The organism is Paraburkholderia sp. 32, assembly GCF_050435345.1.
Taxonomy (GTDB): Bacteria; Pseudomonadota; Gammaproteobacteria; order Burkholderiales; family Burkholderiaceae; genus Paraburkholderia; species Paraburkholderia tuberum.
This window is the reverse complement of the sequence record NZ_JBNDKD010000001.1, coordinates 2,515,096-2,540,528: the sequence shown is the minus strand read 5'-3', so window position 1 is coordinate 2,540,528 and position 25,433 is coordinate 2,515,096. Positions and strand designations below refer to the sequence as shown.

Annotated in this window: 27 protein-coding genes; 12 read left to right on the top strand and 15 right to left on the bottom strand. The window is 62.0% G+C overall.

Features of this window, described 5'->3' with window-relative positions; translation table 11 throughout:
- Window positions 1-56 precede the first annotated feature (56 nt).
- Both OKW26_RS11860 and OKW26_RS11855 read left to right on the top strand, forming a co-directional pair.
- Window positions 57-485, top strand: a complete 429-nt coding sequence (locus OKW26_RS11860) for a VOC family protein (protein ID WP_429353721.1) — start codon at window positions 57-59, stop codon at window positions 483-485.
- Window positions 486-713: 228 nt separating this feature from the next.
- Window positions 714-1,016, top strand: a complete 303-nt coding sequence (locus OKW26_RS11855; protein WP_429353720.1) for a hypothetical protein — start codon at window positions 714-716, stop codon at window positions 1,014-1,016.
- 475 nt (window positions 1,017-1,491) lie between these two features.
- On the opposite strand, the gene OKW26_RS11850 is transcribed toward OKW26_RS11855, so the two are convergent.
- On the bottom strand, window positions 1,492-2,403 hold the full coding sequence (locus OKW26_RS11850; RefSeq protein ID WP_429353719.1) for an AraC family transcriptional regulator: 912 nt from the start codon (window positions 2,401-2,403) through the stop codon (window positions 1,492-1,494).
- 154 nt (window positions 2,404-2,557) lie between these two features.
- Between OKW26_RS11850 and OKW26_RS11845 the strand changes: the two genes are divergently transcribed.
- Window positions 2,558-3,391, top strand: coding sequence for an oxidoreductase (locus OKW26_RS11845; RefSeq protein ID WP_429353718.1), 834 nt, complete (start codon window positions 2,558-2,560; stop codon window positions 3,389-3,391).
- Here the strand turns inward: OKW26_RS11845 and OKW26_RS11840 are convergent.
- Entirely contained in the window at window positions 3,366-3,698 is a 333-nt protein-coding gene (locus tag OKW26_RS11840; protein ID WP_429353717.1) for a hypothetical protein, read from the bottom strand. The two genes, OKW26_RS11845 and OKW26_RS11840, sit on opposite strands and share 26 nt — an antisense overlap.
- A 122-nt stretch (window positions 3,699-3,820) precedes the next feature.
- Window positions 3,821-4,174, bottom strand: a complete 354-nt coding sequence (locus tag OKW26_RS11835) for a DUF4148 domain-containing protein (RefSeq protein ID WP_184060108.1) — start codon at window positions 4,172-4,174, stop codon at window positions 3,821-3,823.
- A 753-nt stretch (window positions 4,175-4,927) separates the two neighbouring features.
- On the opposite strand from OKW26_RS11835, the gene OKW26_RS11830 reads away from it, so the two are divergent.
- Window positions 4,928-6,757 (top strand): hybrid sensor histidine kinase/response regulator, encoded by a 1,830-nt coding sequence (locus tag OKW26_RS11830; RefSeq protein ID WP_429353716.1) that lies wholly within the window; start codon window positions 4,928-4,930, stop codon window positions 6,755-6,757.
- Between the two features lie 69 nt (window positions 6,758-6,826).
- Window positions 6,827-8,773 (top strand): ATP-binding response regulator, encoded by a 1,947-nt coding sequence (locus OKW26_RS11825; protein WP_429353715.1) that lies wholly within the window; start codon window positions 6,827-6,829, stop codon window positions 8,771-8,773.
- A gap of 41 nt (window positions 8,774-8,814) precedes the next feature.
- On the opposite strand, the gene OKW26_RS11820 is transcribed toward OKW26_RS11825, so the two are convergent.
- The gene (locus tag OKW26_RS11820) at window positions 8,815-9,519 is read right to left on the bottom strand and encodes a LuxR C-terminal-related transcriptional regulator (RefSeq protein WP_184060101.1); all 705 of its coding nucleotides are present in this window, start codon (window positions 9,517-9,519) and stop codon (window positions 8,815-8,817) included.
- Window positions 9,520-9,897: 378 nt separating this feature from the next.
- On the opposite strand from OKW26_RS11820, the gene OKW26_RS11815 reads away from it, so the two are divergent.
- Complete coding sequence (locus tag OKW26_RS11815; protein ID WP_429353714.1) at window positions 9,898-11,007, top strand: EamA family transporter; 1,110 nt, start codon at window positions 9,898-9,900, stop codon at window positions 11,005-11,007.
- On the opposite strand, the gene OKW26_RS11810 is transcribed toward OKW26_RS11815, so the two are convergent.
- The 5 genes from OKW26_RS11810 to OKW26_RS11790 all read right to left on the bottom strand — a co-directional run bounded on the left by OKW26_RS11810 (window position 11,004) and on the right by OKW26_RS11790 (window position 15,134).
- Complete coding sequence (locus tag OKW26_RS11810) at window positions 11,004-11,462, bottom strand: ferritin-like domain-containing protein (RefSeq protein ID WP_018425186.1); 459 nt, start codon at window positions 11,460-11,462, stop codon at window positions 11,004-11,006. The two genes, OKW26_RS11815 and OKW26_RS11810, sit on opposite strands and share 4 nt — an antisense overlap.
- A 162-nt stretch (window positions 11,463-11,624) precedes the next feature.
- Entirely contained in the window at window positions 11,625-13,706 is a 2,082-nt protein-coding gene (gene tkt / locus OKW26_RS11805; RefSeq protein ID WP_429353713.1) for a transketolase, read from the bottom strand.
- Window positions 13,707-13,971: 265 nt separating this feature from the next.
- Complete coding sequence (locus tag OKW26_RS11800; protein ID WP_429353712.1) at window positions 13,972-14,517, bottom strand: cupin; 546 nt, start codon at window positions 14,515-14,517, stop codon at window positions 13,972-13,974.
- Between the two features lie 53 nt (window positions 14,518-14,570).
- Window positions 14,571-14,747, bottom strand: coding sequence for a hypothetical protein (locus tag OKW26_RS11795; protein ID WP_429353711.1), 177 nt, complete (start codon window positions 14,745-14,747; stop codon window positions 14,571-14,573).
- Window positions 14,748-14,807: 60 nt separating this feature from the next.
- Window positions 14,808-15,134, bottom strand: a complete 327-nt coding sequence (locus OKW26_RS11790) for a hypothetical protein (protein WP_090810523.1) — start codon at window positions 15,132-15,134, stop codon at window positions 14,808-14,810.
- A gap of 195 nt (window positions 15,135-15,329) precedes the next feature.
- Here OKW26_RS11790 and OKW26_RS11785 point away from each other — a divergent pair, with 195 nt between their 5' ends.
- Window positions 15,330-15,566, top strand: a complete 237-nt coding sequence (locus tag OKW26_RS11785; RefSeq protein ID WP_184060089.1) for a hypothetical protein — start codon at window positions 15,330-15,332, stop codon at window positions 15,564-15,566.
- A 47-nt stretch (window positions 15,567-15,613) separates the two neighbouring features.
- Here the strand turns inward: OKW26_RS11785 and OKW26_RS11780 are convergent, their stop codons facing one another.
- Together OKW26_RS11780 and OKW26_RS11775 are read right to left on the bottom strand one after the other, a co-directional pair.
- On the bottom strand, window positions 15,614-15,859 hold the full coding sequence (locus OKW26_RS11780) for a DUF6723 family protein (RefSeq protein ID WP_090809892.1): 246 nt from the start codon (window positions 15,857-15,859) through the stop codon (window positions 15,614-15,616).
- Between the two features lie 422 nt (window positions 15,860-16,281).
- A complete protein-coding gene (locus OKW26_RS11775) occupies window positions 16,282-16,959 on the bottom strand; it encodes a MarC family protein (RefSeq protein ID WP_018425193.1) in 678 nt (225 codons plus the stop codon).
- A gap of 349 nt (window positions 16,960-17,308) precedes the next feature.
- On the opposite strand from OKW26_RS11775, the gene OKW26_RS11770 reads away from it, so the two are divergent.
- The 3 genes from OKW26_RS11770 to OKW26_RS11760 all read left to right on the top strand — a co-directional run bounded on the left by OKW26_RS11770 (window position 17,309) and on the right by OKW26_RS11760 (window position 19,809).
- Window positions 17,309-17,524, top strand: coding sequence for a DUF3311 domain-containing protein (locus OKW26_RS11770; protein ID WP_090809890.1), 216 nt, complete (start codon window positions 17,309-17,311; stop codon window positions 17,522-17,524).
- Window positions 17,521-18,996 carry a sodium:solute symporter family protein gene (locus OKW26_RS11765; protein ID WP_429353710.1) on the top strand — a complete coding sequence of 492 codons (1,476 nt, stop codon included), beginning with the start codon at window positions 17,521-17,523 and terminating at the stop codon, window positions 18,994-18,996. The genes OKW26_RS11770 and OKW26_RS11765 overlap by 4 nt, the downstream gene beginning before the upstream one ends.
- Before the next feature lie 162 nt (window positions 18,997-19,158).
- The gene (locus OKW26_RS11760; RefSeq protein WP_429353709.1) at window positions 19,159-19,809 is read left to right on the top strand and encodes a glutathione S-transferase family protein; all 651 of its coding nucleotides are present in this window, start codon (window positions 19,159-19,161) and stop codon (window positions 19,807-19,809) included.
- 12 nt (window positions 19,810-19,821) lie between these two features.
- Here the strand turns inward: OKW26_RS11760 and OKW26_RS11755 are convergent, their stop codons facing one another.
- Together OKW26_RS11755 and OKW26_RS11750 are read right to left on the bottom strand one after the other, a co-directional pair.
- On the bottom strand, window positions 19,822-21,018 hold the full coding sequence (locus OKW26_RS11755) for a diguanylate cyclase domain-containing protein (protein WP_429353708.1): 1,197 nt from the start codon (window positions 21,016-21,018) through the stop codon (window positions 19,822-19,824).
- On the bottom strand, window positions 20,975-21,754 hold the full coding sequence (locus OKW26_RS11750; RefSeq protein ID WP_429353707.1) for a hypothetical protein: 780 nt from the start codon (window positions 21,752-21,754) through the stop codon (window positions 20,975-20,977). Before OKW26_RS11750 ends, OKW26_RS11755 begins: the two co-directional genes overlap by 44 nt.
- Window positions 21,755-22,342: 588 nt before the next feature.
- Here OKW26_RS11750 and OKW26_RS11745 point away from each other — a divergent pair.
- A complete protein-coding gene (locus tag OKW26_RS11745; RefSeq protein WP_429353706.1) occupies window positions 22,343-23,410 on the top strand; it encodes an FUSC family protein in 1,068 nt (355 codons plus the stop codon).
- Between the two features lie 197 nt (window positions 23,411-23,607).
- Window positions 23,608-23,913, top strand: a complete 306-nt coding sequence (locus OKW26_RS11740; protein WP_429353705.1) for a hypothetical protein — start codon at window positions 23,608-23,610, stop codon at window positions 23,911-23,913.
- Between the two features lie 78 nt (window positions 23,914-23,991).
- Here the strand turns inward: OKW26_RS11740 and OKW26_RS11735 are convergent, their stop codons facing one another.
- Window positions 23,992-24,372 (bottom strand): cupredoxin domain-containing protein, encoded by a 381-nt coding sequence (locus OKW26_RS11735; RefSeq protein ID WP_429353704.1) that lies wholly within the window; start codon window positions 24,370-24,372, stop codon window positions 23,992-23,994.
- A 36-nt stretch (window positions 24,373-24,408) separates the two neighbouring features.
- Window positions 24,409-25,353 (bottom strand): metallophosphoesterase family protein, encoded by a 945-nt coding sequence (locus tag OKW26_RS11730; RefSeq protein ID WP_429353703.1) that lies wholly within the window; start codon window positions 25,351-25,353, stop codon window positions 24,409-24,411.
- Window positions 25,354-25,433 lie beyond the last annotated feature (80 nt).

Genomic DNA, 25,433 nt, shown 5'->3' with positions numbered 1-25,433 from the left:
GTGGGCGAACATGTTCGCTCTTCATCGCGCCGCTCTTTCGCGGCAAAGGAGAAGCCATGGAAAAGATCCCAAAAGCCACGGCCTTGTTCATCGCAGGTTTTGGCCCGATTGTGATTGATGCCCAGGCAAGCCGCGATCTCTACGGTCGGGCCTTCGGTATCCCCTTCAAGGAAGAGAACGGCGGCTATCTCCATACGGAGGGTCTGAACGGCGCAAACTCTTTCGCCTTGTGGCCGCTCTCCCACGCCTCCCAGTCGTGCTTCGGCACGGATTCGTGGCCTCGCGACGTACCCATCCCGCAAGCCTGGATCGAGTTTGATGTCGACGACGTCCAGGCGGCAACGGCGGAACTTGAATCGCAAGGGTATCGGATGCTGGTCAGGAACCGGAATGAGCCGTGGGGCCAGACGGTCAGTCGCTTCATCGGGCCGGAAGGATTGCTGGTCGGAATCACGTTTACGCCATCGATGCGGGAAGAGAAATAATGGCGGCCGCAGTGGCAGTCTTGCGCGCGGTGACTGATAGCCTCAGATTGGGGACCAGCGCGCGTCAGGTTACCCGGTTAGCGCCGAAAATCGATATTCACCATTGTGAATAATGCGCGTAACTATCAGCCACCGCTTTCCTAAACTTGGCATTACGGGACCGCGACGGAAACGGTACGAAAGCATCGTTTGCGTCGAAATCGCAGTCCAACCAAGGAGAAGCGTGTCATGAACAAGGCAAGCAGCACATTGATCGCGGCCGTCGCCGCACTCACGCTGTCGGGCGGCGTATATGCACAAAGCAACAACACGCTGGCGACTCCGAGCACACAGTCGCCGGCCGCTGCAACGAGTGGCTACGGCACGCCTGGTGCCACCAACACGGACAGCGGCGCCGGGTCGCCGACCTCGGGCCAGCCGACCTGGGGCCAGCCGAATAGCGCGAACAGTAGCTCGACGGCCCGCCCCCCCGCTTACGGGGTTAACAACTCGCTGGCGACCCCAACCACAAAGTCGCCAGCCGGCCAATGAGAGCAATCAAGGCTGGCAACCGGGCGCAAATGAGCGCAATGCGACCAGGCGGTTCAATTTCGTCGGGCGTAGCGTGACCGGATAGCCGCGACTGGCAACACAGATCGCGACGGTAGAAAAAAGTTGGTGTGACTGGCCGGTCATAACGCGCCAGAAGGTCGAGTTGGCCCCAACGTGTCGGCCTGTGTGCCAAAACGTCTCGATTGAGCTTCCCCCGAAATTTCGCCTTCCAGTAGGTCGTGCATAAAATCGACCCAAAGGAAGGAAAGAAGAGATGTTCAAGGTACCAAACCAGGTGTACACGGCGGAGTTCAAGGCGGCGGCCGCGCAACCAATCAAGGACGGACCTCGGTCAGTTAATCCGTTGGCTCGGTGGTTTGCATCGCCGCTTGAAAACGGCCGCCGTCCCTGTATCCCCCTAACTTTCGGACAATCGGCGTGACATCGAACAATCGCGCTCACCGGTGCGGCAAATTCAGTGCGACGAGACATAAGCCGTATCAGCGAATACTGCCGGGATCGCGAAGCTCTCGCGCATACGCTTAGCCTCTGCGGCAGGCGTCAAGCCAAACAGACGCCTGAATTCCCTGCTGAACTGGGACGGGCTCGCATAACCCACAGCGTGTCCCGCCGCCTCCGCGGTTAGTTCCTTGCGCACCATTAACAGGCGAGCCTGATGAAGGCGCGTCGACTTCACATATTGCATCGGCGACACCTGCGTAATCGCCTTGAAGTGGCTGTGGAAACTCGGAATGCTCATACCCGCTTCGTCGGCCAGTTGCCTCACGTCGAGGGGCTGCGCATAGCTTGCATGAATCAGGCGGAGTGAGCGGCCTATCTGGCCGAACTGTCCTCGCATCGCCAAAGCCTCGCGCAACGAGCCTCCCTGGGCTCCGGTGAGCACCCGGAAATACAGTTCACGCAGCAGCCCGGCGCCCAACACAGCAGATTCGAGTGGCCGATGCATCGCCTCGAGGAAGCGCAGCACGGACGCTTGCATTGCGTCATCCATCGGCGTCGACATCATGCTTTGAGGTGCTGGTGCGCACTCCCCCACTCCTTCGCGGTCGATCCGCTCCGCAAGTTCGGCGGCCAATGCGAAATCGAGGTGCAGATACAGCGCGAGCAGTGGGCGCTCCTCGGTTGCGTCGGTCTCCATGCTGAACGGCACGGGCACGGACACGGCCAGGTAGTGACGCTCGTCGTACAGGTAGAGCTGGTCGCCGAAATAACCTCGCTTGCGGCCCTGGCAGACGATCACGATACCGGGATCGTACAGAACGGGCGTGCGCGATAGCGCCCGGTTCGACCGCAAGATGCGGACGCTCGGCAGTGCCGTCAGGTTGTAGCCCTCATCAGGCCCCAACGCGCGTAGCAGGACAATCATGCGTTTCTGGCTTCGAGAGGATAGAGCTGGATGCTGGGCCAAAGCGCGTATCGTGTTCATAGTTTTATGCAAGAAAATCAGCGGAATTCGGCTTAATTTACCTCGCTGGTCAGATTAGTATGCACTCTCCAATCGACATTCGGGAGAAGCTTCAATGGCAACCAGCAAAACACTGCTCATCACCGGCGTCAGCAGCGGCTTTGGCCGCGCGCTCGCACAGGAAGCGCTGGCGGTGGGTCACAAGGTCGTCGGTACGGTGAGAAGTGCCCAGGCAAAGCGTGAATTCGAGTCCGTATCCGCGAATGCCGCTTGGGGACGCGTGCTCGACGTGACCGACTTCGACGCGATCGACGGCGTCGTGGCGGAAATCGAGGCTGGCGTCGGACCAATCGATGTGCTGGTCAACAATGCCGGCTACGGCCACGAGGGCATCATGGAGGAATCGCCGCTCTCGGATATGCGCCGACAGTTCGATGTGAATGTATTTGGTGCGGTCGCCATGATGAAGGCCGTCCTGCCGTTCATGCGTGAGCGCCGCCGCGGCCACATTCTGAATATCACATCGATGGGCGGCTACATCACGATGCCGGGAATCGCTTATTACTGCGGCAGCAAGTTTGCGTTGGAGGGCATCTCCGAGGCGCTTGGCAAAGAGGTCAAGCCCTTCGGTATTGCCGTGACGGCCGTGGCGCCGGGCTCATTTCGCACTGACTGGGCAGGTCGCTCGATGACGCGAACCCCCCGCTCGATTTCGGATTACGACGATATTTTCAATCCCATCCGCCAGGCCCGCGAGGAAAAAAGCGGCAAGCAATTGGGAGATCCCAGCAAAGCGGCGCGCGCAATGCTGGCCGCCATGGCAGCGGATCATCCGCCCACGCGTCTTTTGCTCGGTAGCGACGCACTCGGGCTCGTTCGAGACAGGTTGTCGGCATTGAACGTGGAAATCGATGCATGGGAGGCTACCACCGTTTCGACGGACGGCTGATGAGCGCCGAGGCTGAGAAGCTGTCGAGAACCGTATCCCGCGGCGTCGGGTGCGAACGAAGCGATGCTTGCCCGATCTGAAAGTCCGTTGGCATCGAGGATTTGTTGAGCCAGACGCGAAAGCTCATCGAAGGCGGCTCGATGCTCGAATGGATTAAGGGGCGAAGGAGATGTATGACCAACGTCCCGAGGATCAGCAACATCGCGCCTGCAACGCTGTTGTTAGTGCGCAGCAATACATCGGCGACGTAAAGTGTCAACGAGGTCAAGGCCATGTGGCCGGCGATGCGTATCGCCCGCGGGTTCATCATTTCACCTGGAATTCGTTGCGCAGGGTCCGAAGATTCGGACGCCACCGGTGAGGACGCCCCCCGACGATCCAGGCACGTTACCCGGATCTTCGGGGCGGTGTCGGGCGAGCCATCTGCGGTCAATTACCGAAGAAAAGGTTGCAATAACTTGCGGGGCCGACGCACGACGATGGCGAGGGCGTCGACACATGCTCGACACTGCCGGAAGCTGCGGTGCCGTTGGTCGTCGTACCGCCAACGTCACTGTTGCCCGCCTGCTGGCTGTCCTGTGCAGCGATCTTCGCTTCAGCAGCCTGAATTTGCTCGGGATACTTCGTATGGTCGCCGTCGCCCATGTGATAGCCGGCCTGCTCGAGAAGGATCAGTTCCGCGCGCACCTGCGCACGGGTGACGGGCGCGGTGCTCTGAGCGAAGCTGACGACTGGGCTGGCAAGCGCACAGCTGGCGAGGACAAGGCATGCAAGGGTTTTCATCGTGGAGCTCCTTGATTCATGGCTAACTTAACAATCGGGAAACCGAATAGCACACTGCAGCCAGTTCTGCAGACAAACTGGAAGTTGTGGTTGATATGGGGGCATTCGACAAGAGAAGAACGCGGGCCATTGTGCGGTGATTGCTGCCCTCCTTGTATCGAATTATGTTGCATTATTGCGCCGTGTAATCGTGTCAGTTGTAGTTACGTCGATAATTTGATGTTCGGCATTAAAAGTTACTTTTCGGGAGAATAAATGTTCGGTGTCGCTTTACGATTATTCGTTAGAGTGATTTATTGAGCGTGCGGCGCACGCCTGGTTACGGATGCAGTTCGACGCGGCACACACGGAGCGAGCACCCAATATCGCAATTGGCGAGCCGTGCTTGATCAGGACAACCGCGAGTTACTGGTACTGCGCAGCGCGAGAGATCAGCCTCATACTTACCCTCGTTCAGCAGCTTTGACGGTCTTGCGCCCAACGCTCTTCACAGCGGGCACAAATCTCCGTTAGGGACCACCTGCGTGGATCACGAACTTTTGTTCGGCAAAAAACAGAACACTTGTCCATCGACTTGCTGGCGGACCGCTAGCACAATGGCGTGTAGCTGCACCTGATTCCCGGAGGCCTGTTATGGCGTCCTGTACTCGAACACCACGTGATTCCGACGCGGGCGAAAAGCCCGGGGCCAGAACATCACTGTGCACGGGCGAAACGGCTCACACAATCGAGCGCCGCAGATTCGCTGAATTTATGAATCTTTTTGTGGGACCGGTTGCAGCACTCAGTACTGAGCAGAATCTCCTCGTCAAACGCGAGTTATTGCAATCGCTGTCCCGCCGATCGGTATATTGGATCGCGCTACTGCTGGTCGGAAGCCCGTTCTGGTTCGTATTTGGATCGTGGATCCAAACATCGGATATTTATCCCTTGTTCCGTGTCGTCTGGATCCTGGGACTGTGGGGGATAGCCGCTCCTTTGGCAGCATACTTGCTGAAAAAGACCATGACGCTCCCGAAGCACGCCAGCGTCAACGCGGTCGAGCAGATGCACTGGGCATGGGCTGCATTGATCATGCTGACATCTTTCTGGTGGGCGGCGGCCAGCTTTGGGCTCATCCCACCCAAATTCGTGGTCCTCCATGGTTATTACTTTAGATTCGGCCGGTATGGCTTTCTGGAACTGACGATGATCTGCCAGGCATTTACGTTGCTGCTGCTCGCACCCAGTCTTCGTGCGGCTTTAGGCGCACTCGTGATTGGCACTATCCCATTCGGATTTAACATGGCACCACTGTTCTTTATTAACCGGCCAGGAATGTTTGACTGGTATACGGCTCAAATAATTGGCTATTGTGTCGTCGCATGGTTCATTTGCAACGATCAGCAACGCACATGTGTAAAAGAGGTTGTTCTCGAGGAGGCGCGATCTCTGGCTGTAGCGGCAACGGCGGAGAAGAACCAATTTATCGCCGCAATAAGCCATGACCTGCGTCAACCGCTCACCACGCTCGGCCTGAAGTTAGATTTCATCGAGCGGGGCATTAAATCGACCAATCTGGTTGAAGACGTCTCGATTGCGCAAAGGCAAGTGGATGCAATGGAAGGGATGATTAACGGGGCACTGGATATCTGCCGCCTCGAGTCCGGCACCTGGAATGTAGAAATTCAGGAGGTGGCGCTGCCTTCCCTTTTACGCGGCATAGTCGTGGATATGCAGCCGCTGGCTGAGGCAAAGGGGCTGAAGTTAAGACTCCGTAGTCGCCCCTATCTGGTCCGTACGGATCGACATGCGTTGGACAGGATCGTCCGGAATATGGTGATCAATGCGGTCCGTTACACGCCTTCCGAACAGGGAGGCAAGAAGGGACATGTTCTGGTGAGTTGCCAGAGGCAAGGCAGCGGCATAAAGATAAGCGTCTGGGACAACGGGATCGGTATCCCTGAAGGTAGACAGGCGGATATCTTCAAAAGCTATGTACAGGTCGATAATCCCGAGAGGAATCGTGAAAAAGGGTTCGGCCTGGGTCTGTCCATTGTCCAGGGTCTCGCGAGCCTTCTTGGTCACAAACTGGACGTGGACTCGACACCAGCACGTGGATCGCGTTTTTCGGTTACGGTCCCGTTCATGGGACTCATACCGCCGGAGTTGCGCGAGGTTCAAACGGTTGAAGACGGCGACCCGGACCTGACCAATATGGTCGTGGCGATCATCGAGGACAACAGCGACTTAAGAATCGAAATATCGATGCGCCTGATCGAGCATGGCTGCTACGTCGTGGCGGGGGAATCGTCATCCGACGTCATCGAGCAGTTGCGCATTGAGGCTTTGGCAAGCGGTCCGCACTTCATCCTCTCTGACTACCGGCTGGAAAACGAGGACGGCATTGCGGCGATTACGGCGGTCCGCGCTGCTACCGACGCCTCGATCCCTGCGATCCTGTGGTCGGGGGACACCTCGTCAGCTGTGCTCAAAAAAGTAGCCGTCAGTGGCATGAAGCTTTTGTCGGGACCGGATTCTAACCAGACCTTATTGACCATACTTGCAGAACATAAGCCAAAAACATTGACCGAAGGAGGGTGAAAGAGATGGCAGGGGAACACAAAGCTAGCGCAACGGAGCGTAGCTGCACTTGATTCTCGGAGGCCTGCTATGGCGTCCCGTATTCAAACAAGACGTGATTCCGACGCGGGCGAAAAGCCCGGGGCCAGCACATCACTGTGCGCGGGCGAAACGGCTCACACAATCGAGCGCCGCGTATTCGCTGAACTTGTGAATCCTTTTCTGGGACCGGGTGCGGCACTCAGTACCGAGCAGAATCTCTATGTCAAACGTGAGTTATTGAAATCGCTGTCCCGTCGAGCGGTATGTTGGACCGTGCTAGTGTCGGTCGGAGCCTCGCTGTTGTGCGTATATGGATCGTGGATCAAAACGTCGGATAGCTACCGTTGGTTCCGTGTCGTCTGGGTCCTGGGACTGTGGGGGATAGCCACTCCCATGGCAGCATACTTGCTGAAAAAGACCATGGCGCTCCCGAAGCACGCCAGCGTCGACGCGGTCGAGCAGATGCACTGGACATGGGCTGCAGTCGTCACACTGACATCGTTCTGGTGGGCGGCAGGTAGCTTTGGGCTAACTCCACCCGATTTCTCGGGCCATGCTCCCTACGTCAAATTGGCCAGTTCTGGCTTCCTTGAGTACACGCTAATCAGCCATACATTTACCTTGCTGCTGCTCGCACCGAGTCTTCGTGCGAATTTAGGTTCATTCGTGCTCGGCGCTATCCCGTTCGGATTCAGCTTGGGACCACCTCTTTTTATTTACCGGCCAGCAATGCTGGGCTTTTATACGGCTCAACTAATTGGCTATTGTTTCCTCGCGTGGTTCATTTTTTACACTCAGAAGCGCGCATATGTTAAAGAGATTATTCTCGAGGAGGCGCGATCTCAGGCTGTAGCGGCAACGGCGGAGAAGAACCTGCTTATCGCTGCGATAAGCCATGACCTGCGTCAACCGCTCACCACGCTCGGCCTGAAGTTAAATTTCATCGAGCGGAGCGTTAAATCGACCGATCTGGTCGAAGGCGTCTCGATTGCGCAAAGGCAAGTGGATGCGATGGAAGGGATGATTAACGGGGCACTGGATATCTGCCGCCTCGAGTCCGGCACCTGGAATGTAGAAATTCTGGAGGTGGCGCTGCCTTCCCTTTTACGCGGCATAGTCGTGGATATGCAGCCGCTGGCTGAGGCAAAGGGGCTGAAGTTAAGACTCCGTAGTCGCCCCTATCTGGTCCGTACGGATCGACATGCGTTGGACAGGATCGTCCGGAATATGGTGCTCAATGGGCTCCGTTACACGCCTTCCGAGCGGGGAGGCAAGAAGGGACATGTTCTGGTGAGTTGCCAGAGGCGAGGCAGCGGCATAAAGATAAGCGTCTGGGACAACGGGATCGGTATCCCGGAAGGTCGACAGGCGGATATCTTCAAAAGCTATGTACAGGTCGATAATCCCGAGAGGAATCGTGAAAAAGGGTTCGGCCTGGGTCTGTCCATTGTCCAGGGGCTCGCGAGCCTTCTTGGTCACAAACTGGACGTGGACTCGACACCAGGACGGGGATCGCGTTTTTCGGTTACGGTCCCGTTCATGGGACTCATACCGCCGGAGTTGCGCGAGGTTCAAACGGTTGAAGACGGCGACCCGGACCTGACCAATATGGTCGTGGCGATCATCGAGGACAACAGCGACTTAAGAATCGAAATATCGATGCGCCTGATCGAGCATGGCTGCTACGTCGTGGCGGGGGAATCGTCATCCGACGTCATCGAGCAGTTGCGCATTGAGGCTTTGGCAAGCGGTCCGCACTTCATCCTCTCCGACTACCGGCTGGAAAACGAGAACGGCATTGCGGCGATTACGGCGGTCCGCGCTGCTACCGACGCCTCGATCCCTGCGATCCTGTGGTCGGGGGACACCTCGTCAGCTGTGCTCAAAAAAGTAGCCGTCAGTGGCATCAAGCTTTTGTCGAAACCGGTTTCGGAACGAACCTTATTGACCACACTTGCAGAACATAAGCCAAAAACGTCGACCGAAGGCGGTTAAAAGTGATGGCAGGGAAACATGAAGAGCGTTAGCAGAGATCTTCACGACAGTCGCGTATCTGCTGCCCCCGTTCCAAGGGTAAGTTCGGCATTGACTCGAAGTGCAGCTTCAACGCGGTTTCTGACTTGAAGTTTGTCGTAAATAACACAAGAAACCTGTCTGACATGTCCCTCGGAGACGCCAAGCTCTCTTGCGATCTGTTTACCTGAGAGGCCACGTGCAATGCAACGCGCCAAATCCCACTCTCGCGGAGAAAGCCCAAGATGATGCTGATTCCGGCTAGCTGAGGGCGCTTGTGTCGAGCAGGCAAAGCGGAGCAAGACTTCTTCCGGAATCCAGAGTTCACCTCCTAAGATCCTGCTCAGTCCAATGAACATTTTTTTGTGCGCGCCTCCTTTCAACAGGATTCCTCGAGCGGCGTAGTCACGCATGCACATTCGCAAAATTTCAACTTCATGATCGTTTCCAGGAGCAAGTCCTGTGCAGATGACCACGGGAACATTGGATGGATTTCCGGCCTGAAAATGTTCAAGTGTCGCGGCGCCACGATTCTCACCATCCAGATTAAGATCCAGGAATACCAGGTCCGGGGGCGGTGTCTTGTTGACTTCTTCAAGCGCGCTGGCAAGCGTAAAGACGGGCGTGATGTCGATGGGGGCTGCGCTCAGCTCCGACGCGTGTGTTTGGACATATTCGGAAAGAGCAACGCAAAGAATTTCGTGGTCATCGACCCATAGGATTTTCATGGTCGCTTCTCCTCTTTATACATCCGAGAAAAGCATCGATCGTGCGCTACGTTTGTGCGGAGCACTGCCTGACAGCTTAGCATATCGAACGAGGCCGCAGATCCTTGAACTGCAGAGTGTTGCGGACCCGCGGTCTCTAGCGCACAGGGTGTGCCATGTTCGCGCCGTGTGCCGCGCTCCGGGCGCCACACGGCTTTGCGCGATCGAATCGGTTTGCGCGGCAGCCGCGGGCATGAAGGCGATTCGCGAGTGGTGGTGGCGCACGGACAGCCTCGCGGCGAAATGTCTGCGGCGTGCCGACAGTTCGATGCTCCGAACATGTGCGAAGTGCGTCGACGTATGCCCCTATCATTTCGTCCAGGCGGTGTTGAACGACCGATGTACCTTGGAAACTGTCCCTTCTGCTGCGGACAAGAGGTTGGAGTGGTGAGATCAGGATACGGCGCGATATTCACCGCCTTAATCGCCGCGGCGCTGTTCGGCGCCGCGACACCGTTGGCCAAGGCGCTGCTCGGCTCAGTCAGCCCCTTCATGCTCGCAGGACTGTTTTATCTCGGTAGCGGCCTGGGGCTTGGCGTCGGCATCGCGTGGCGTGCCTTTCGATCGCGCGGGCTTCAGTCCACCGCGGACCACCGCATCACCAAAGGCGAGTCGCCTTGGCTGATCGGGGCGATAGCGATGGGTGGCGTCGCCGGCCCCGCATTGCTGATGCTGGGCCTGTCCACTACTCCAGCGGCAACGAGTTCGTTATTGCTCAACCTTGAGGGTGTGTTGACCGCAGTGATTGCCTGGGTGGTCTTCCAGGAAAATGTCGACATTCAGGTTTTTCTCGGGATGGTGGCGATCGTTGCGGGCGGCGTACTTCTGTCGTGGCATCCGGGACAGTCAGGCGTGCCGGTGGGTGCGTTACTGATCGTCGGCGCGTGTCTGTGCTGGGCAATCGACAACAACCTGACGCGCAAGGTCTCGGCGAACGACCCGATGGTGATCGCGTGTCTCAAAGGGATGGTGGCCGGTCCCGTGAATCTCGGCATTGCGATCGCGGCGGGCGCTTCGCTTCCGTCAGCAGGAACCATGGCGGCAGCGATGCTGACCGGGCTTGGCGGTTACGGCATCAGCCTCGTGCTGTTCGTTGTTGCACTTCGCCATCTCGGTACGGCGCGTACAGGCGCGTACTTTTCCGTTGCGCCGCTTTTCGGTGTCATGCTTTCGCTGATCATATGGCCCGCGCTACCCAATCTGTCTTTCTGGATTGCCGCCGCCCTGATGGCGCTGGGTATCTGGCTACATGTGCGCGAGCGGCATGAGCATGAGCACAGCCATGAGTTTCTTCAACACACGCACCAGCATCGCCATGACGAGCACCATCAGCACGCGCATGAGTTTCCTTATGCCGGTGAAGATCCGCACACGCACGCTCACGTGCATCTGCCTATTACACATTCGCACGCGCATTTCCCCGATATCCATCATCGGCATCAGCACTAGCTGTCCTCCGACGTCGTCATTTCCCCAGGGCGGCGCAGCATCTTGTCGACTTCGCCCGCGTGCATCTCCTCGACGTGGATCATCTGACGGGCGAACTCCTCGAGTGCAACCGAGCGGTCCTCGACGAGCGCCAGCAGGTCGCGATACAACTGCAACGCAAGATTCTCGGCTTGCAACGACTCGCGCAGGATCGAAGAGATATCGAAGGTGTGCGAGTCGAGCAGAGGACCGATCGCAAGCGACGGATAGGCACCCAGAGTCGTGATCCATTCGCCGGCCTGCTGTGCGTGCAACAACGATTCATCGGCCTGCGCGCGCAACCACGACCTGATCGGAATGCGTCCGAATCCGAAAACAAGGAACGAATAGTGCGTATATCGGACGACGCCGGCCAACTCGGATTCGAGAATCCGGTTCAGCACCGCAACAACGTCTTCCTTATTGATCTCGGCCATTTGAAGTCTCCTTTCATGGCGCGGCGAGGCATCCGGCCTCGCGACCGAGTAGGCCGGCAAGCGGCCGCAAACCGCGGCCGCACGTCTGATCGAAACGGATAGATTCCGCCGGCCCACCGCTTTTCGCATCAAGCGTTCACGACGTCGTCGAGCGCCGCACGCTCAAGTGCCCTTCCCCTTCTTCACCCGCTCGATCTGCTGCTTCGCCGCCTGATACACGACTTCCGGCGTGAAACCGAATTTCTTCTTCAGATCCGCGATCGGCGCCGACGCGCCGAACGTATGCATGACGACCTGCGCACCGAGCCGTCCTGTATACCGATCCCAGCCGAGCGACGCAGCCTGCTCGACGGCGACGCGCGCCTCGACGTCCGCGGGCAGCACCGACTCCTGATACGCGCCGTCCTCGCGCTCGAAGATGTCCCACGACGGCATCGACACGACGCGCGCCGCGATGCCCTCGCTCTTCAGCTTCTCGTACACGTCGGCGCAGATCGACAGCTCGCTGCCGGTCGCCATCAGGATCACCTCGGGCTTCTTGCCAGCGGGCGCATCGGCGAGCACATATGCACCGTGCCTGACGCCGCTCGCGGGCGCATAGCGGCTCCGGTCGAGCGTCGGCAGCGGCTGGCGCGACAAGACGATGCACGCCGGCCGATGCGGCTGTGTCAGCGCAACGCGCCAGGCCTCGGCCGCTTCGTTCGCGTCGCCGGGACGCAGTACCGTGAGGCCGGGCACGCCGCGCAGCGACGCGAGCTGCTCGATCGGCTGATGTGTCGGACCGTCTTCGCCGAGGCCGATCGAATCGTGCGTGAACACAAAGATGGCCGGCACTTCCATGATCGCGGACAGGCGGATCGGCGGCTTCATGTAGTCGCTGAAGATCAGGAACGTCGAGCCGTACGCGCGCAGATTCGATAGCGCAAGACCGTTGACCACCGCGCCCATCGCATGCTCGCGAATGCCGAAGTGCAGATTGCGGCCGGCATAGTGATCCGCCTGGAAGCTGCCGGCGCCTTCGAACTTCAGGTTGGTTTTCGTCGACGGCGACAGGTCCGCCGCGCCGCCGATCATCCACGGCACACGCGCGGCAATCGCATTGAGCACCTTGCCCGACGATTCGCGTGTCGCGATGCCCTTCGGGTCCGCGTTGAAGCTCGGGATGTCGCTGTCCCAGCCCTGCGGCAATTCGTGCGCCTCGATCTGCGCGAATTCGCGCGCGAGCTCCGCATACTGCTTTTTGTAGCTGTCGAACTTCGCCTGCCATTGTTCGCGCGCCGCCTTGCCGCGCGCGCCGATGCCCTGCGCGAAGCGCTCGTGCACGCCCTCGGGCACGTAGAAGAACTTGTCCTCGGGCCAGCCGTAGAACTTCTTGGCCAGCGCGACTTCCTCGACGCCGAGCGCTTCGCCATGCGCGGACGCGGTGTCCTGCTTGTTCGGCGCCCCCCAACCGATGATGCTGTGGACCACGATCAGCGACGGCCGGTCGGTCACGCTCTTCGCTTCGACCAGCGCCTTTTCCAGCGCGGCGGTGTCGTTCGCATCGCCGACGTGCAGCGTGTGCCAGTTGTAGCCGTGAAAGCGGCTTGCCACATCGTCGCTATACGCGAGGTCCGTATGGCCTTCGATCGTCACGCGGTTGCTGTCGTAAATCCAGATCAGGTTCGACAGCTTCAGATGCCCCGCGAGCGAGGCCGCTTCGTGCGAGATGCCTTCCATCATGTCGCCGTCGCCGCAAATCGCGTACACGCGGTAGTCGAACAGCGGCGCGTCCGCGCGATTGAAGCGGCTCTCGTACCAGCGCGCGGCCATCGCCATGCCGACGCTATTGCCGAGCCCTTGCCCAAGCGGTCCCGTGGTGGTCTCGACGCCGGTCGTCATCCGGTACTCGGGGTGGCCCGGCGTATTGCTGTCGATCTGGCGGAAATGCTCGATGTCGTCGAGCGACACGGCCGGCGCGCCGGTCGGCTTGCCGTGTTCGTCGACGGCTTTCACGTTGGCCAGATGCAGCAGCGAATACAGCAGCATCGACGCATGCCCGGCCGACAGCACGAAGCGGTCGCGATTCGGCCACAGCGGCTCGTCAGGGTCGTAACGCAGGTGGTGTTGCCACAGGTGATAGGCGACCGGCGCGAGCGCCATCGGCGTGCCGGGGTGGCCGGAATTGGCTTTCTGCACGGCGTCCATCGACAGCGTGCGGATCGTGTTGATGCACAACTGATCGAGGGCGGAATCGTTTTGCATGGGACGCTCCTTGTTCGGCAATTCGCAAGACGGCCGACGCGCGCCGCGGAGCGCGCGGACGGATCGGCGCATCGTGTCGACATGGAATCGCGCGCGTCCGGGCATGTCGATAAGGACGCGAAGCCGCACGTGGAACCGCCCACGTGCCAGCGTCAGCGCCGAAAGCGCGCGGGGAAATCGCGGCAAAGCCCACAGATGATGCGCCTAACCGCGCAACTCTGCACGCCACGCCGCGGCAGGTCGGTTGCTTCGCAAACGACGAAGTTCAGGCCGACTGCAGCCAAAACTCGATGACGGGACCATGCTTGCCGTCGATCGGATCGAGCGGCGGAAACGGCAACGCCAGCATCTCGGTGAGTTCCTGCGGCGTCAGCGCTTCGCGGCGAATGTCCCATTGCTGCCCTAACGGATAGCCCGCCACCACCTGAAAATGCCGCTCGAACGATTGCAGACAATGGCCGGTGCCGGCCGGCAGCAGCAGCACGTCGCCCGCGTGCACCGTCACCACGCGTCCGCCCGGCCCGCCGACGATCACCTCGGCGCTCGCGTCTGTCACGCCGAGCACCTCGTGCGCGGTCGCGTGAAAGTGATGGAAGTCGAAGATGCTGTTGCGCCACTGCGCGGGCCATGCATTGCGCTCGAAGAGGATTTCGAACGCGGCGGGCAGATTGCCGCTGCCGGGCGACAGCGCGCGCCGGTACAGCACGACCGGCAGCTTGCTGTTGTTCGGCACCCAGTCGTGCGGCTCCAGCATGAACGCTTCGTATTCGGTCTGCGCGGCGTCGAAGCCGTGCCTGGACTCGTTGAACATGGTTGCTCCTGGCTTGTGATGCGGTTGCCGCGAACCTGCGGACGAGCAGCCGGCTAGCCTCCGCCGATGCCCTGCAGCACCTTGCCCGTGCCGCCGCACACCGCGCAGCGAGCGCCCTCGACCTTGCCCGTGCCGTGGCAGGCGCCGCACAGGTCTTCGCCAGCGCCCGGCGTGTTGGACGGCGCTTCGTCGCCGGGGTTCATCGATGGGGTTGGAGTGTCCGGTTGCATGCGCTTTCTCCGGTTGGGTGTTGACGGATTGGATGCACGGCTGGCACGCAACGCGCCGCGTCATTGCTCGCCCGGCTGCTTGTGATGCGATTCGCGCCCGCCGCCCCCCGGCGGCTCCGCGTGCTCGCCGGTGCCGAGCGGCACTTCGGCGCCCTGGCGCGGCCGCTCGCTCGACCGTGGCGGATTGGTCGCTTTGTCCACGCCGGTCTGCACGACCGGTTCGATGCCGAGCGGACTCGGCTCGACGTAGTGCGTGCCGCTCGGCTTGTTGCGGGCTTTGACTTCGTCGGACAGCGTGGGCGCGGCGCGGTTATCTGGCCTCGCGGACTGCTCGCCGCCCGGCGTCGCGCTCTGCTGCGGGGTGTCGGTCGATTGGGGATCTTGCATCGCGCCCTCCTCGTTTGTTCTGCCGTCGATTCGCGTCATTACGCGCCATCTCGAACGGGCACCTGGTTCATGCAGCAACATTCGAGCCTTGCCGGAGAAGTCCGCGCGCAGCGCAACAGGCACGGCCATTGCGATCTCGAAGGCAGTAGCGCGGCACGTTCGCTTTGTAAAAAAGCGCCCCCGAAGGAGAACCTCATGAGCATTACGACAATTCGCGTATCCGATACCGAGGTGCAGGTCGAGCGCACGCTGTACACGTTCGCGCAAAAGAGCGACGCCGATGCGTTCCAGAACTGCCTCGTCGACGGTTCGGTCGACACCTGCTATCGCGATCATCCGCCGCTGTCGGCGCGCCCTACCCTGCCCGACGAACATCCGGGCGATCCCGCGCGCGGCAGCACGATTTCGCCGTCGCTCGGCGGTCTGCCTTGATGGCTCTGCGCCTCGCACGCAAGCACTGCCGAACCGGCTGCGCCCGCTCAGCCTTCGGGCGCGGCACGATCGGCCGCGACGAGCTTGCGGCCGTACGCAATCGCGGCGCGGCGTGCTTCGTCGGCGGTCGCATAGGGGCCGATCTGCGGTGCGCCCTCGAACGGGAACAGAATCCGCCGGTCCGCTTTCCTCACAACCTTCAGTCCACCTATGTATCGGCCGTCGCCTGTTCCGTGATAGCTGGCGAAAATCTCGAAGTCGTCGTCGGCAACGTCGGCCTTGTGTCGCGCCATATGCGCTCCTCGTCCTGTGCTTTGCGTGGGCGATGTCCAATGTGAGCCGGGCGCGCGCGGTCATCGCGATGCGGCGCGCGTGCCGGGTTCCAGCAATTGGCGTTCCACGCGAACGACATCCGTCGGCATGCGGCACGAGCATTGCGCGTCTGAACCAAGACTATGGGAGAGGACTGATGGATTTACCTGATACGAGCCGGCAAGCGCCCAGTGCAATCGGCACATTCGACCAGCCGCTGCCGCTGCATCCGCATGCGCCGATGCCGCCCGAAGTCGACCCCGACATCGCGCCGAACACGCCGCCGCCGAAGATCGACCCCGATCCGATCCCGGACGATCCGGTCGACGTTCCGCACGAACCACCCGAAGGCGATCCACCCGCGGCGCCGCCGCCACAGCGTGCATGGCGCCGGCATGCGGCGCTAGCCCGCCGGCGGGCGCATCGTCGCGATCGGAATCAGGAATTCGGATACGCCGGTCAGAATGATCTGCACGCCGATGCATAGCAGCAGGAACGCCGACACCCGCAACGCGACCTTGGTGCCCTCGACCCCGAGATAGCGCGCGAGGATCGTCGCGCGGCTGTAGATCAGATACACGCAGACGGCCACCGCGAACGTGATGGCGACCGACGCGATGCCCGACATCACGAACGCCGACAGCTTGTGCGTGCGATTCGCCGACAGCGCGATCGCGGTCGCGATCGAGCCGGGCCCGGTGGTCAGCGGCACGGTCAGAGGAAAGAACGCGCGCGATTTCGCGGTTTCGGCGTCGACGCGCTTGACTTCCGTCTGCTCGACCGCTGGCGTGTCCGGCGCATTGAGCATTTGCCAGCCGCCCACGGCAAGCGCGAGCCCGCCGCCGATGCGCAGCGCCTCCATCGAGATACCAAAGAAATGCAGGATCGGCGTGCCGATGAAGAATGCCACCAGCAGCACAACGGCGGCGTTGATCGCGATCTTGCGGGCGAGTAGGGTGCGCTCGTCGAGGGTCAACGACGCGGTCCGGTCCAGAAACACGAACGCGCCGCTGAACGGATTGATGATGCTGATTAAGCCGATAAAGCCAAACATGATGTCCGAGATCAGACTTTCGACCATGTGGGTGTCCGTGTGCCTGCTTGTCTGCGTGTGCTCGCGCGGGTTCGCGCCTGGGCGCGCCGCCGGTCATGAACCCGGGCGGAATCGCGCGGTCCGGAAAATGCTGCGATGCTCGCAGATCATATCGCGGCGCGCCAGTCGGCCTGCAGAAAAGCCGCGCGACACCTTGCGCGCCACGGCGCGTCCCGCTTTGCACTGCAGCAATCCGGGCTGGAAAGATGCAATTGCAGCGGTCGAAACTCCGACATTTATTTTGGCCTGCTTTACGGGACCGAAGTATCCGGCATACAGTCCTCAGCGAAGCCGGAATTTCAACGACACATACCTACTGGTTCGAGGAGTTGTCCACATGCTGCTTCGTGTACTTGCCGCGTTGCCGTTCGTCGGCATCCTGGTCGGCGTTTCGTTTGTCAATCGCGTCGAGCCGCTCGTGCTCGGCATGCCGTTCGTGCTGGCCTGGATCGTCATGTGGGTGGTGTTGAGCGCGATCATCATGGCGATCATCTACAACCTCGATCCGTCCAACCGACACGTCGCCGCCGATGGCGAGGAGGTTCGCCCATGAGCGCACTCGTCATCATCGCCGCCGTTACGCTATTCGCGCTGTTCCTCGGCGTGCGCGCAAGGCGCGGCCACGACATGAGCCTCGAGCAGTGGAGCGTGGGCGGCCGCAGCTTCGGCACCGCGTTCGTGTTCCTGCTGATGGCCGGCGAAATCTATACGACCTTCACGTTCCTCGGCGGCAGCGGCTTCGCGTACGGCAAGGGGGCGCCGGTCTACTACATCCTCGCGTACGGCACGCTCGCGTACATCCTGTCGTACTGGATGCTGCCGCCGATCTGGCGCTACGCGAAGACGCACCGCCTGGTCTCGCAGCCGCACTTCTTGAGGCGCAAATACGAGAGCCCGGCGCTCGGCACGCTGGTCGCGCTGGTCGGCGTGGCCGCGCTGATCCCGTACCTGGTGCTGCAACTGAAGGGCCTCGGCATCATCGTCGCGACCGCGTCGTACGGCGCGATCTCGTCGACGGCGGCGATCTGGATCGGCGCGATCGTCGTGACCTCTTACGTGATCGTGTCGGGCGTGCGCGGCTCCGCCTGGAACTCGGTGGCCAAGGATCTGCTGATTCTCGCGATCGTGCTGTTCCTCGGCATCTATCTGCCGCTGCATTACTACGGCGGCATCGGCGCGATGTTCCGCACGATCGACGCCGCCCGTCCCGGCTTCCTGACCTTCCCGGCGCGCGGTTCGAGCGTCGTGTGGTTCCAGTCGACGGTGCTGCTGACCGCGCTCGGCTTCTTCATGTGGCCGCACACGTTCGGTTCGATCTTCACGGCGAAGGACGAGCGAATCTTCCGCCGCAATGCCGCGATTCTGCCGCTCTATCAGCTGATCCTGCTGTTCGTGTTCTTCGTCGGCTTCGCGGCGACGCTGCGCGTGCCGGGCCTGAAGGGCGCCGACATCGACCTGTCGTTGTTCCGCCTGTCGCTGCAGACGTTCGATCCGTGGTTCGTCGGCGTGATCGGCGCGGCCGGTATCCTGACCGCGCTGGTGCCGGGCTCGATGATCCTGACCTCGGCGTCGACGCTGCTCGCCAACGACGTGTATCGCGGCATGGTGAACCGCAACGCGTCGGATGCGTCGGTCGCGGTGATCGCGCGCTTCCTCGTACCGGTCGTGGCGCTGGTCGCGGTCGCCTTCACGCTGAACGGCGGCGAAACCATCGTCGCGCTGCTGCTGATGGGCTACAGCTTCGTCACGCAATTGTTCCCGGCCGTGCTCTGCAGCCTGTTCCCGCACAACCGCGCGACGAGGCAAGGCGCGTTCTGCGGCATCGTCGCGGGTGTCGCGGTGGTCACACTGACCACGACGCTGCACTGGAGCGTCGGTCAACTGATGCCGTTCCTGCCCGATGCGCTGAAGGACGTCAACATCGGCTTCCTTGCGCTCGCGGTCAACGTGATCGTGTTCGTGATCGTCAGCGCGGTGACGCAGCCGAGCGCAGCCGAGCAGGAGAAGCACGCGTCGGCGCATTGAAAGACCTGGCCGCGGGCGTGATTCGAGGCTTGCTGTTTCGAGCGCCCGCATTTGCGTACGCTGGCGCCTGACGCATCTGAAGGGGCTGTTCGTTTCGGCGACAGCCCCTGATTCTTTCTGTGCACGGCTCGACCGCGCTCTCGACGATCCACGGAGTCCCGAATGTCCTACGTTCTCTACTACTCGCCCGGCGCGGCCAGCATGCCCGTGCACTGGATGCTGCTCGAAATGGGCGTGCCGTTCGAAGCGCGCCTCGTCGATATCGACGCGGGCCAGCAGCGCGATCCCGAGTATCTGCGTCTGAATCCGGCCGGGCGCGTGCCCACGCTGGTCGTCGATGGCGTGCCGCGGCATGAATCGGCCGCGCTGCTGATGCTGCTCGCCGAGCGCCACGCCGAGGCCGACCTCGCGCCCACGCCCGGCTCGGCCGCACGCGCGGAATGGCTCGAATGGATGATCTACCTCGCGAATACGCTGCTGCCCGCGATGCGCGACTGGTTCTACGCCGGCAGCGACGGCGACCCCGCGGGCGCCGAGGCGGTGCGTGCGCTCGCGCAACGCCGCATCGAACAAGCGTGTGCGCGGCTCGACAGGCATTTCGCCGACGGCCACGCATACCTCGCGGGCGGCAAGCTCAGCACCGCCGATCTGCTCGCGCTCGTGCTGATGCGCTGGACCCGCAACATGCCCCACCCCGCGACGGTGGGCTGGCCGCATCTCGCGAGCTATATCCGCAGGCTGCGCGCACGGCCGGCGTTCATCGAACTCAACGAGCGCGAAAAGCTGACGGAGTGGCGCAACGAAGGCCAGTGACGTTCAGGCGGTTCACAACGTCGCTTCCCTGCCCGTCTGCGCCGCGAACGCGAAGCCGTTCTTGCCGTCGCGCTTGACCTGATACATCGCGGCATCGGCGGCGGCGACCAGACGGCGGTGATCGTCGACGTCGTCGGGATAACTCGCAATGCCCACGCTCGCGCGCACGCCGCCGATTCCCATCTGTTGGTCGGTGTCGACCACGCAGGCCATCAGCCGGCGCGCGATCTCGGCGAGCTCGTCATCGCCCGCAAAGGTGCGCACCAGCACCGCGAACTCGTCGCCGCCGATGCGCGCGACCAGATCGCCTTTGCGCACCGACGCGCGAAACCGGGCGGATACCGCGGCGAGGAATTCGTCGCCGGTGCGATGCCCGAACGAATCGTTGACCTGCTTGAAGCCATCGAGGTCGATATACAGCACCGCGAGGCGCTGCTCGACGGCCACGGTCCGCGCGTGCCTGGCGGCAGAGTCGAGCGCGGCCAGCAGCTTGCGGCGGTTCGACAGGCCCGTCAGCGAATCGTGCAGCGACGCCAGCTCGAACTCGTGCGACTGCCCCGCGAGCTGGCGGGTGCGCTTCGCGTACATGCCGAGCGCCGTGATCAGCATGCAGAACAGCAGCGCGGCGAGCGCGATCAGCGTGCGCGCGACGTGCGCGACGCGCAGCCGCACGTCGGCGCTCGACGCGTCGCGTTGTGCGCGCCAGTAGGCCGACACGCTGCCGAGCGCCGCCGCGACGGCTTCGGGCGTCGCCTGTGTCGGTGACATCAACGGAATGGGCGGCGCCGGCGACGGACTCGCGTTGACGAGCGCCGCGAGCGCCGCGAAACGCCGCGCGAGTTCGGCGCGCGCCGCGTCATAGGCCGGCACGAACGACGCGTCGTGACTCGCCCGGGTGTCGGCCATACGCTGCCACGCGGCCAACTGTTCGCGCGCGCTGTCGACGCGCCCGGCGGCTTCGAGCACGAGGCCCGCGTACTCCTGCTTCAACTGATCGGAAAACACCGTGCGGATCTGCATCGCCACATACAGCAGGCCGAACAGCAGACACAACAGCGCGGCCACGCCGACGCTCGCGGGCCCCGGCCGGAAGCGCCACACCGGCACGCGCGCGCGTGCGGCGCCGCGCAGCCCTGCTCGCCCCGCTGGCCCGACGACCGCGTGCTCAGGGATGGGAGTAGGGATCTTGTTGCCGTCGGCCGTTGTCATGTTGACGATAGCTCACGCGTCGAAAGAACTGTCCGATCCGCGCAAACAGACCGCCCTTGTGCTGCGACGACGCGCGCCGCTCCTGCTGTGCGAGCCGTGCTTCTTTCGCGTCGTGACCGGCCGCGGGCTTCGCGGTGGAATTGGCGGCATTGGCGACGTGCCGCGGGTAGCCCGGCGGCGGCGTGGGAACAATGGGGGCTGTGGGTGGGGTGGCCGACATATCTGCCGACATATCCGCCGAGGTATCGACCGGCGTATCGGCCAGCGTGGCGGTGAGATTCGGGTCAGGCGTACTCGGGCGGATCTGCCCGGACCACACGGCCGGGTTGGTGTCCTCGAAGCCGCCGTTCGCGCCGGCCGCTGCGAGCGCGACCTCTGGCGCGGCGGGCTGCCTGGCTGACGGCATGGCAAACGGCATGGCAAACGGCGCGGCGGCCTCCTCCGACGCGTGCGCGACGGCCACCGTCGGCACCCGGGCCGATGCCGATGAGCCGAGCGCCTGGCGCGCGCCCGCAATGGCATCCGCGTACGTCTGCTGATCCTGGTTGAACCAGACGCCGTAGGCGACGGTGCCCATCACACCGAAGGTCAGCGCGCCGGCCGCCGCGAGGCACAGGGCGAGGCGGCCGAAGCGCGGGGGCGGCACGCCCGATTCGTCAGGGCCGTCGGGTTCGAAGGAGGACCGGCCGTCCGTTGTGGAATGACGCAAGTCGATATCGTCGGGATCGGTAGCCATCGCAATACGCTCCGGGTATGCCACTTCTTGCAGACAAGCTGGCGCGCTGACGAGCCGGCGCGTAAACCGAGCTCGCAGGCTGCCGCTGCACGCAATGCTCAATGAATGTAATCCTGTCGCGAACGGCCGACAACATAGCAGCGTTGCGTTTCCGCCTCGCTTCGGCGGTGCTTCAAACGACGCCGCCAGATGCCGTGTGAGTTGGCAAAAAAGCGTGCAAAGCCGGTAAAAACTCCAACCCGGCAAAGAGCCGACAGCCAGCCGTGCGCCTGCCGTAGGCCGCTACGCCCGATGCGACGCGGATTCTGCGAAACGCGCCAACGCGGTCGCCGTTTCGCATGCAACAACCGGGCCTGGCGGCGAACGCGCGCGCGACGCCGAAACCGCCGCTTGAAACCCGCGTTGGACTGCGCGCGCCGCGCGCCTCGATTAGCATTCCGCGAACCTACTACCGTGCGAATTCCCGAAGCCGTCCGCGCCGGATGGTAAGGTCACGTGCGCGCATGTCGCGAACGCCGCGCCGTGCCGGGCCCAGCGGTGCCCGGCCCAACGGTGCCCGGCACAACGTCATCGGTCAGCATAAAAATCATGTCGAACAGGTATCTGCACCAGCCACTCACGCCGTTGCGCCGCGCGCTCGCGCGCTTTTCTCTGTCGGAAACCGCCAAGTACACGAAGCTGACGCTCGGCCTGTGGATCGGTTTCGGCATCCCATACCTGCTCGGCTTTCCCGACGCGGCCGTGCCGCTAGCCGGTTCGACGATGCTGACGCTGGCGCTCGGTAGCTCGATTTCGGCGGCTCGAAGCTACTTCTACAAGCGGGTGTTTTCGAACGTAGTGGCGATGCCGATCGGCACGCTGCTGATCTGGCTGACCGCGCCGCACCTGTGGATGGGCGCGGCGCTGCTGCCGGTCGTGATCTTCAGCATCGTCGCGCTGCGGCCGTCGCTGTTCCAGATGACCAGCATCACGGTGCCGATCACGCTCGTGCTCTATACCGGCGAACATCTTCCGCTGCTCGAACAGCGCCTGATTGGCGTGGTACTCGGCATGTTGCTCGGCTTCGTCATCCAGCAGATCGCGTTTCCGCCCGATCACGGCTACTGGGCGAACACGCTCGTCAACGACGGCAACGAACGGGCCACCGATGTCGTCGCGCAACTGGCCGCGGGACAACTCGACAAAGCGCAGATCAAGCCGGCGGCCTCGAAGCTGCGCATGCTGAGCACGAACCTGAAGCAGGCGCACCTGTTGCTGAAGACCGACCTCGAGCAGGCGTGGGTGTCGCCACATCTGAAGCGCAACGCGGCACGGCTGCCGGTGTTCGCGAGCTATCAGGAGACCTTCGATTCGCTGGTCAATTTTCTTGAAACGATGGACACGTTTCACGATCAGTTCGCCGCGCTCGACGCCGCGTGGCGCGAAATGTTTCTCGCGCGGCTCGCGCGGCTCGTCAACGCGCACCGGCAACTGGCCGGGGCGGCGGACCTGCGCGTCGAGCGCCCGCCGCTCGACGCGCCGCCGCTGCATATGGAGGACCTGCGTCAGCTGACCGAGGACCTGCCCGCGTCGAACGTGTTTACGAGCGTGTACCTCGGGCATCTGACCGGCTATGGGATTCTGCTGTGCCGGTTGAGCGAGCTGCATACCGCGTGAGCGGCGTTCCGCACAGTCAGAACTACCAGGACCGCAACACGATGCACGATGGACAACTGGGGCAAATTGTTTTGCCGAGTACGAATTGGATTTGGAGCAATGCAACTTCGTACGAGCGATGACCCAAGACCCCCGTGCTTATGCCATGTGCAAACAGACGGCATTTCAAAATTACCAGAGCTGCAGAGGTTTCTGAGATGACAAAGCGCCAGCGTGCCACCGTGATTTTTTATAACGAGGATGCCTGTGAAATCCAGGTATGTACCGTGTCGCGCGAGGAAGTCGAGGGGGCAATAGATCGGCAGATAGCGCGCGGAATGGCAATGACTGTGCCTCTGGGTTCGGACGATTGCCGCGCGCCGATCACGGACGAAACCTTGCGTCAAATCGGAGGCATGGCTGTTCTCAACCAGGCGTCTGTCCATCCCGAATTGCGCGATCGTCTGCACATTTCGCTGCACCACCCCGTCGACTGGGGGCAGGCCAAGCCGCCTACGGAATAACAGTGCTCGCGATCCAGGGTTGAGTTCGGAGCAAAATCCGAACTGCCCTTGCTGAGCAAGGGCTTGGCGGCAATTGGATCATTGCACGGTAATGGTCGCCTTCATGTTCGGATGGATGCCGCAAAAGATCTTGTACACGCCCGGTTTATCGAATTTGAACTGATAGGTGTCGTCCTGATCGAGCGCGGCCGAGCGGAACAGGCCCGCGTCGTTGACCACGGAGTGCGGCTCGCCGTCGAGATTCTTCCATGTGACCGTCGTGCCCGCCTTGATGGTCAGTTCCATCGGCGAGAACATGAAGTTCTTGATGACGATCGCGTTAGGCGTCGACGCGACGGTCTGTTTCTGCACCTGCATCGGCATCGTCGTTTGCGCAAAACCGAGCCCCGCCGACACCGCCAGAATCGCGACACTGCCGAGCAGAATCGCGAGCGCGCGGCCCATCATCCTGGTTAGCATCATTGATCTCCTCGAGCGTAAAAGTAGCGCGTGTCGTCAGGCGAGCGTCGTGTCGTCGAGCGTCGCCTTCAGCGGATGACGCGCGATGCTGACGCTCGTCACGCCGAGCATCTTCGGCAGCTGGTCGCTCGCGACCTTCAGCGGCCCAGGGCCATCGCCCTGGCCGGCGGTCGGCTGCGGATAGGCGGTCGAGCGCGCGGTATGGAACGTCACGTTGCCCTCGACCTTCGTCACGATCTGATGAATGTGGCCGTTCAACACCGTCACGGAACCGAAGCGCTTCAGATAGCTCATCGCCTGTCCCGCGTCGCCGGTGCCCCAGCCCCACGGCTCGTAGATGGTCCACATCGGCATGTGCGCGAACACCACGACCGGGGTGCTCGACGAGCGGCCTTTCAGATCGTTTTCGAGCCATTCGAGCTGCTCGTCGCCGAGACCGCCGAGGCCGTTCGGCTTGAAATGCATCACGTTGACGAGCCCGACGAAATGCACGCCCTGGTGATCGAAGCTGTAATAGCCGCGGTTATCCGAAGCCTTGCCGAAGCGGCTGAAGTACTCCGTGCCGGGGCCGTCGGTGACGTCATGCTCGCCGGGGACCGTGTGCAGCTCGGTGATCTTCAGTCCCGACATCAGCTGCGCGGCCAGATCGAATTCCGCGGGCTTCGACAGATGCGTGATGTCGCCGGTGTGAATCGCGAGCGGCGGACGCGCCGGCATCGCGTTGACGTAATCGACCGTCTGTTTCAGCGTGCCCGCGACGTCGGGATTCGCCTCCTTGTTGAAGCCGATATGCGTGTCGCTGATCTGCAGGAAAAGCGGCGTGCCAGCCGCTGGCGTCGCGGTGTTCGCGTCGGCCGCGAGCGCGAGTTCGACCGGCGTCAGCACGCCGCCCGACAGCATGAACACGGTGCCGAGGCCGCCGAACGCAAGACACTTCAGCGCGCCGCGACGCGCCGGATCGAATGAATGATGTGACGACATGATGACCTCACGATAAGGATTCGCCGAACCGAACCCGGTTCGTGAGGCATGACTGGCGTGTGGCGGGTTTTATTCCCGTG

Coding starts and splice junctions, on each gene's coding strand:
- OKW26_RS11730 (WP_429353703.1), bottom strand. CDS start 25,353: ATGTCGTCACATCATTCATTCGATCCGGCGCGTCGCGGCGCGCTGAAG.
- OKW26_RS11825 (WP_429353715.1), top strand. CDS start 6,827: ATGGCGTCCCGTATTCAAACAAGACGTGATTCCGACGCGGGCGAAAAG.
- OKW26_RS11790 (WP_090810523.1), bottom strand. CDS start 15,134: ATGCAAGATCCCCAATCGACCGACACCCCGCAGCAGAGCGCGACGCCG.
- OKW26_RS11760 (WP_429353709.1), top strand. CDS start 19,159: ATGTCCTACGTTCTCTACTACTCGCCCGGCGCGGCCAGCATGCCCGTG.
- OKW26_RS11845 (WP_429353718.1), top strand. CDS start 2,558: ATGGCAACCAGCAAAACACTGCTCATCACCGGCGTCAGCAGCGGCTTT.
- OKW26_RS11820 (WP_184060101.1), bottom strand. CDS start 9,519: ATGAAAATCCTATGGGTCGATGACCACGAAATTCTTTGCGTTGCTCTT.
- OKW26_RS11770 (WP_090809890.1), top strand. CDS start 17,309: ATGCTGCTTCGTGTACTTGCCGCGTTGCCGTTCGTCGGCATCCTGGTC.
- OKW26_RS11775 (WP_018425193.1), bottom strand. CDS start 16,959: ATGGTCGAAAGTCTGATCTCGGACATCATGTTTGGCTTTATCGGCTTA.
- OKW26_RS11800 (WP_429353712.1), bottom strand. CDS start 14,517: ATGTTCAACGAGTCCAGGCACGGCTTCGACGCCGCGCAGACCGAATAC.
- OKW26_RS11850 (WP_429353719.1), bottom strand. CDS start 2,403: ATGATTGTCCTGCTACGCGCGTTGGGGCCTGATGAGGGCTACAACCTG.
- OKW26_RS11855 (WP_429353720.1), top strand. CDS start 714: ATGAACAAGGCAAGCAGCACATTGATCGCGGCCGTCGCCGCACTCACG.
- OKW26_RS11835 (WP_184060108.1), bottom strand. CDS start 4,174: ATGAAAACCCTTGCATGCCTTGTCCTCGCCAGCTGTGCGCTTGCCAGC.
- OKW26_RS11795 (WP_429353711.1), bottom strand. CDS start 14,747: ATGCAACCGGACACTCCAACCCCATCGATGAACCCCGGCGACGAAGCG.
- OKW26_RS11840 (WP_429353717.1), bottom strand. CDS start 3,698: ATGAACCCGCGGGCGATACGCATCGCCGGCCACATGGCCTTGACCTCG.
- OKW26_RS11815 (WP_429353714.1), top strand. CDS start 9,898: ATGTACCTTGGAAACTGTCCCTTCTGCTGCGGACAAGAGGTTGGAGTG.
- OKW26_RS11740 (WP_429353705.1), top strand. CDS start 23,608: ATGACAAAGCGCCAGCGTGCCACCGTGATTTTTTATAACGAGGATGCC.
- OKW26_RS11830 (WP_429353716.1), top strand. CDS start 4,928: ATGAATCTTTTTGTGGGACCGGTTGCAGCACTCAGTACTGAGCAGAAT.
- OKW26_RS11780 (WP_090809892.1), bottom strand. CDS start 15,859: ATGGCGCGACACAAGGCCGACGTTGCCGACGACGACTTCGAGATTTTC.
- tkt (WP_429353713.1), bottom strand. CDS start 13,706: ATGCAAAACGATTCCGCCCTCGATCAGTTGTGCATCAACACGATCCGC.
- OKW26_RS11755 (WP_429353708.1), bottom strand. CDS start 21,018: ATGACAACGGCCGACGGCAACAAGATCCCTACTCCCATCCCTGAGCAC.
- OKW26_RS11765 (WP_429353710.1), top strand. CDS start 17,521: ATGAGCGCACTCGTCATCATCGCCGCCGTTACGCTATTCGCGCTGTTC.
- OKW26_RS11785 (WP_184060089.1), top strand. CDS start 15,330: ATGAGCATTACGACAATTCGCGTATCCGATACCGAGGTGCAGGTCGAG.
- OKW26_RS11810 (WP_018425186.1), bottom strand. CDS start 11,462: ATGGCCGAGATCAATAAGGAAGACGTTGTTGCGGTGCTGAACCGGATT.
- OKW26_RS11860 (WP_429353721.1), top strand. CDS start 57: ATGGAAAAGATCCCAAAAGCCACGGCCTTGTTCATCGCAGGTTTTGGC.
- OKW26_RS11735 (WP_429353704.1), bottom strand. CDS start 24,372: ATGCTAACCAGGATGATGGGCCGCGCGCTCGCGATTCTGCTCGGCAGT.
- OKW26_RS11750 (WP_429353707.1), bottom strand. CDS start 21,754: ATGGCTACCGATCCCGACGATATCGACTTGCGTCATTCCACAACGGAC.
- OKW26_RS11745 (WP_429353706.1), top strand. CDS start 22,343: ATGTCGAACAGGTATCTGCACCAGCCACTCACGCCGTTGCGCCGCGCG.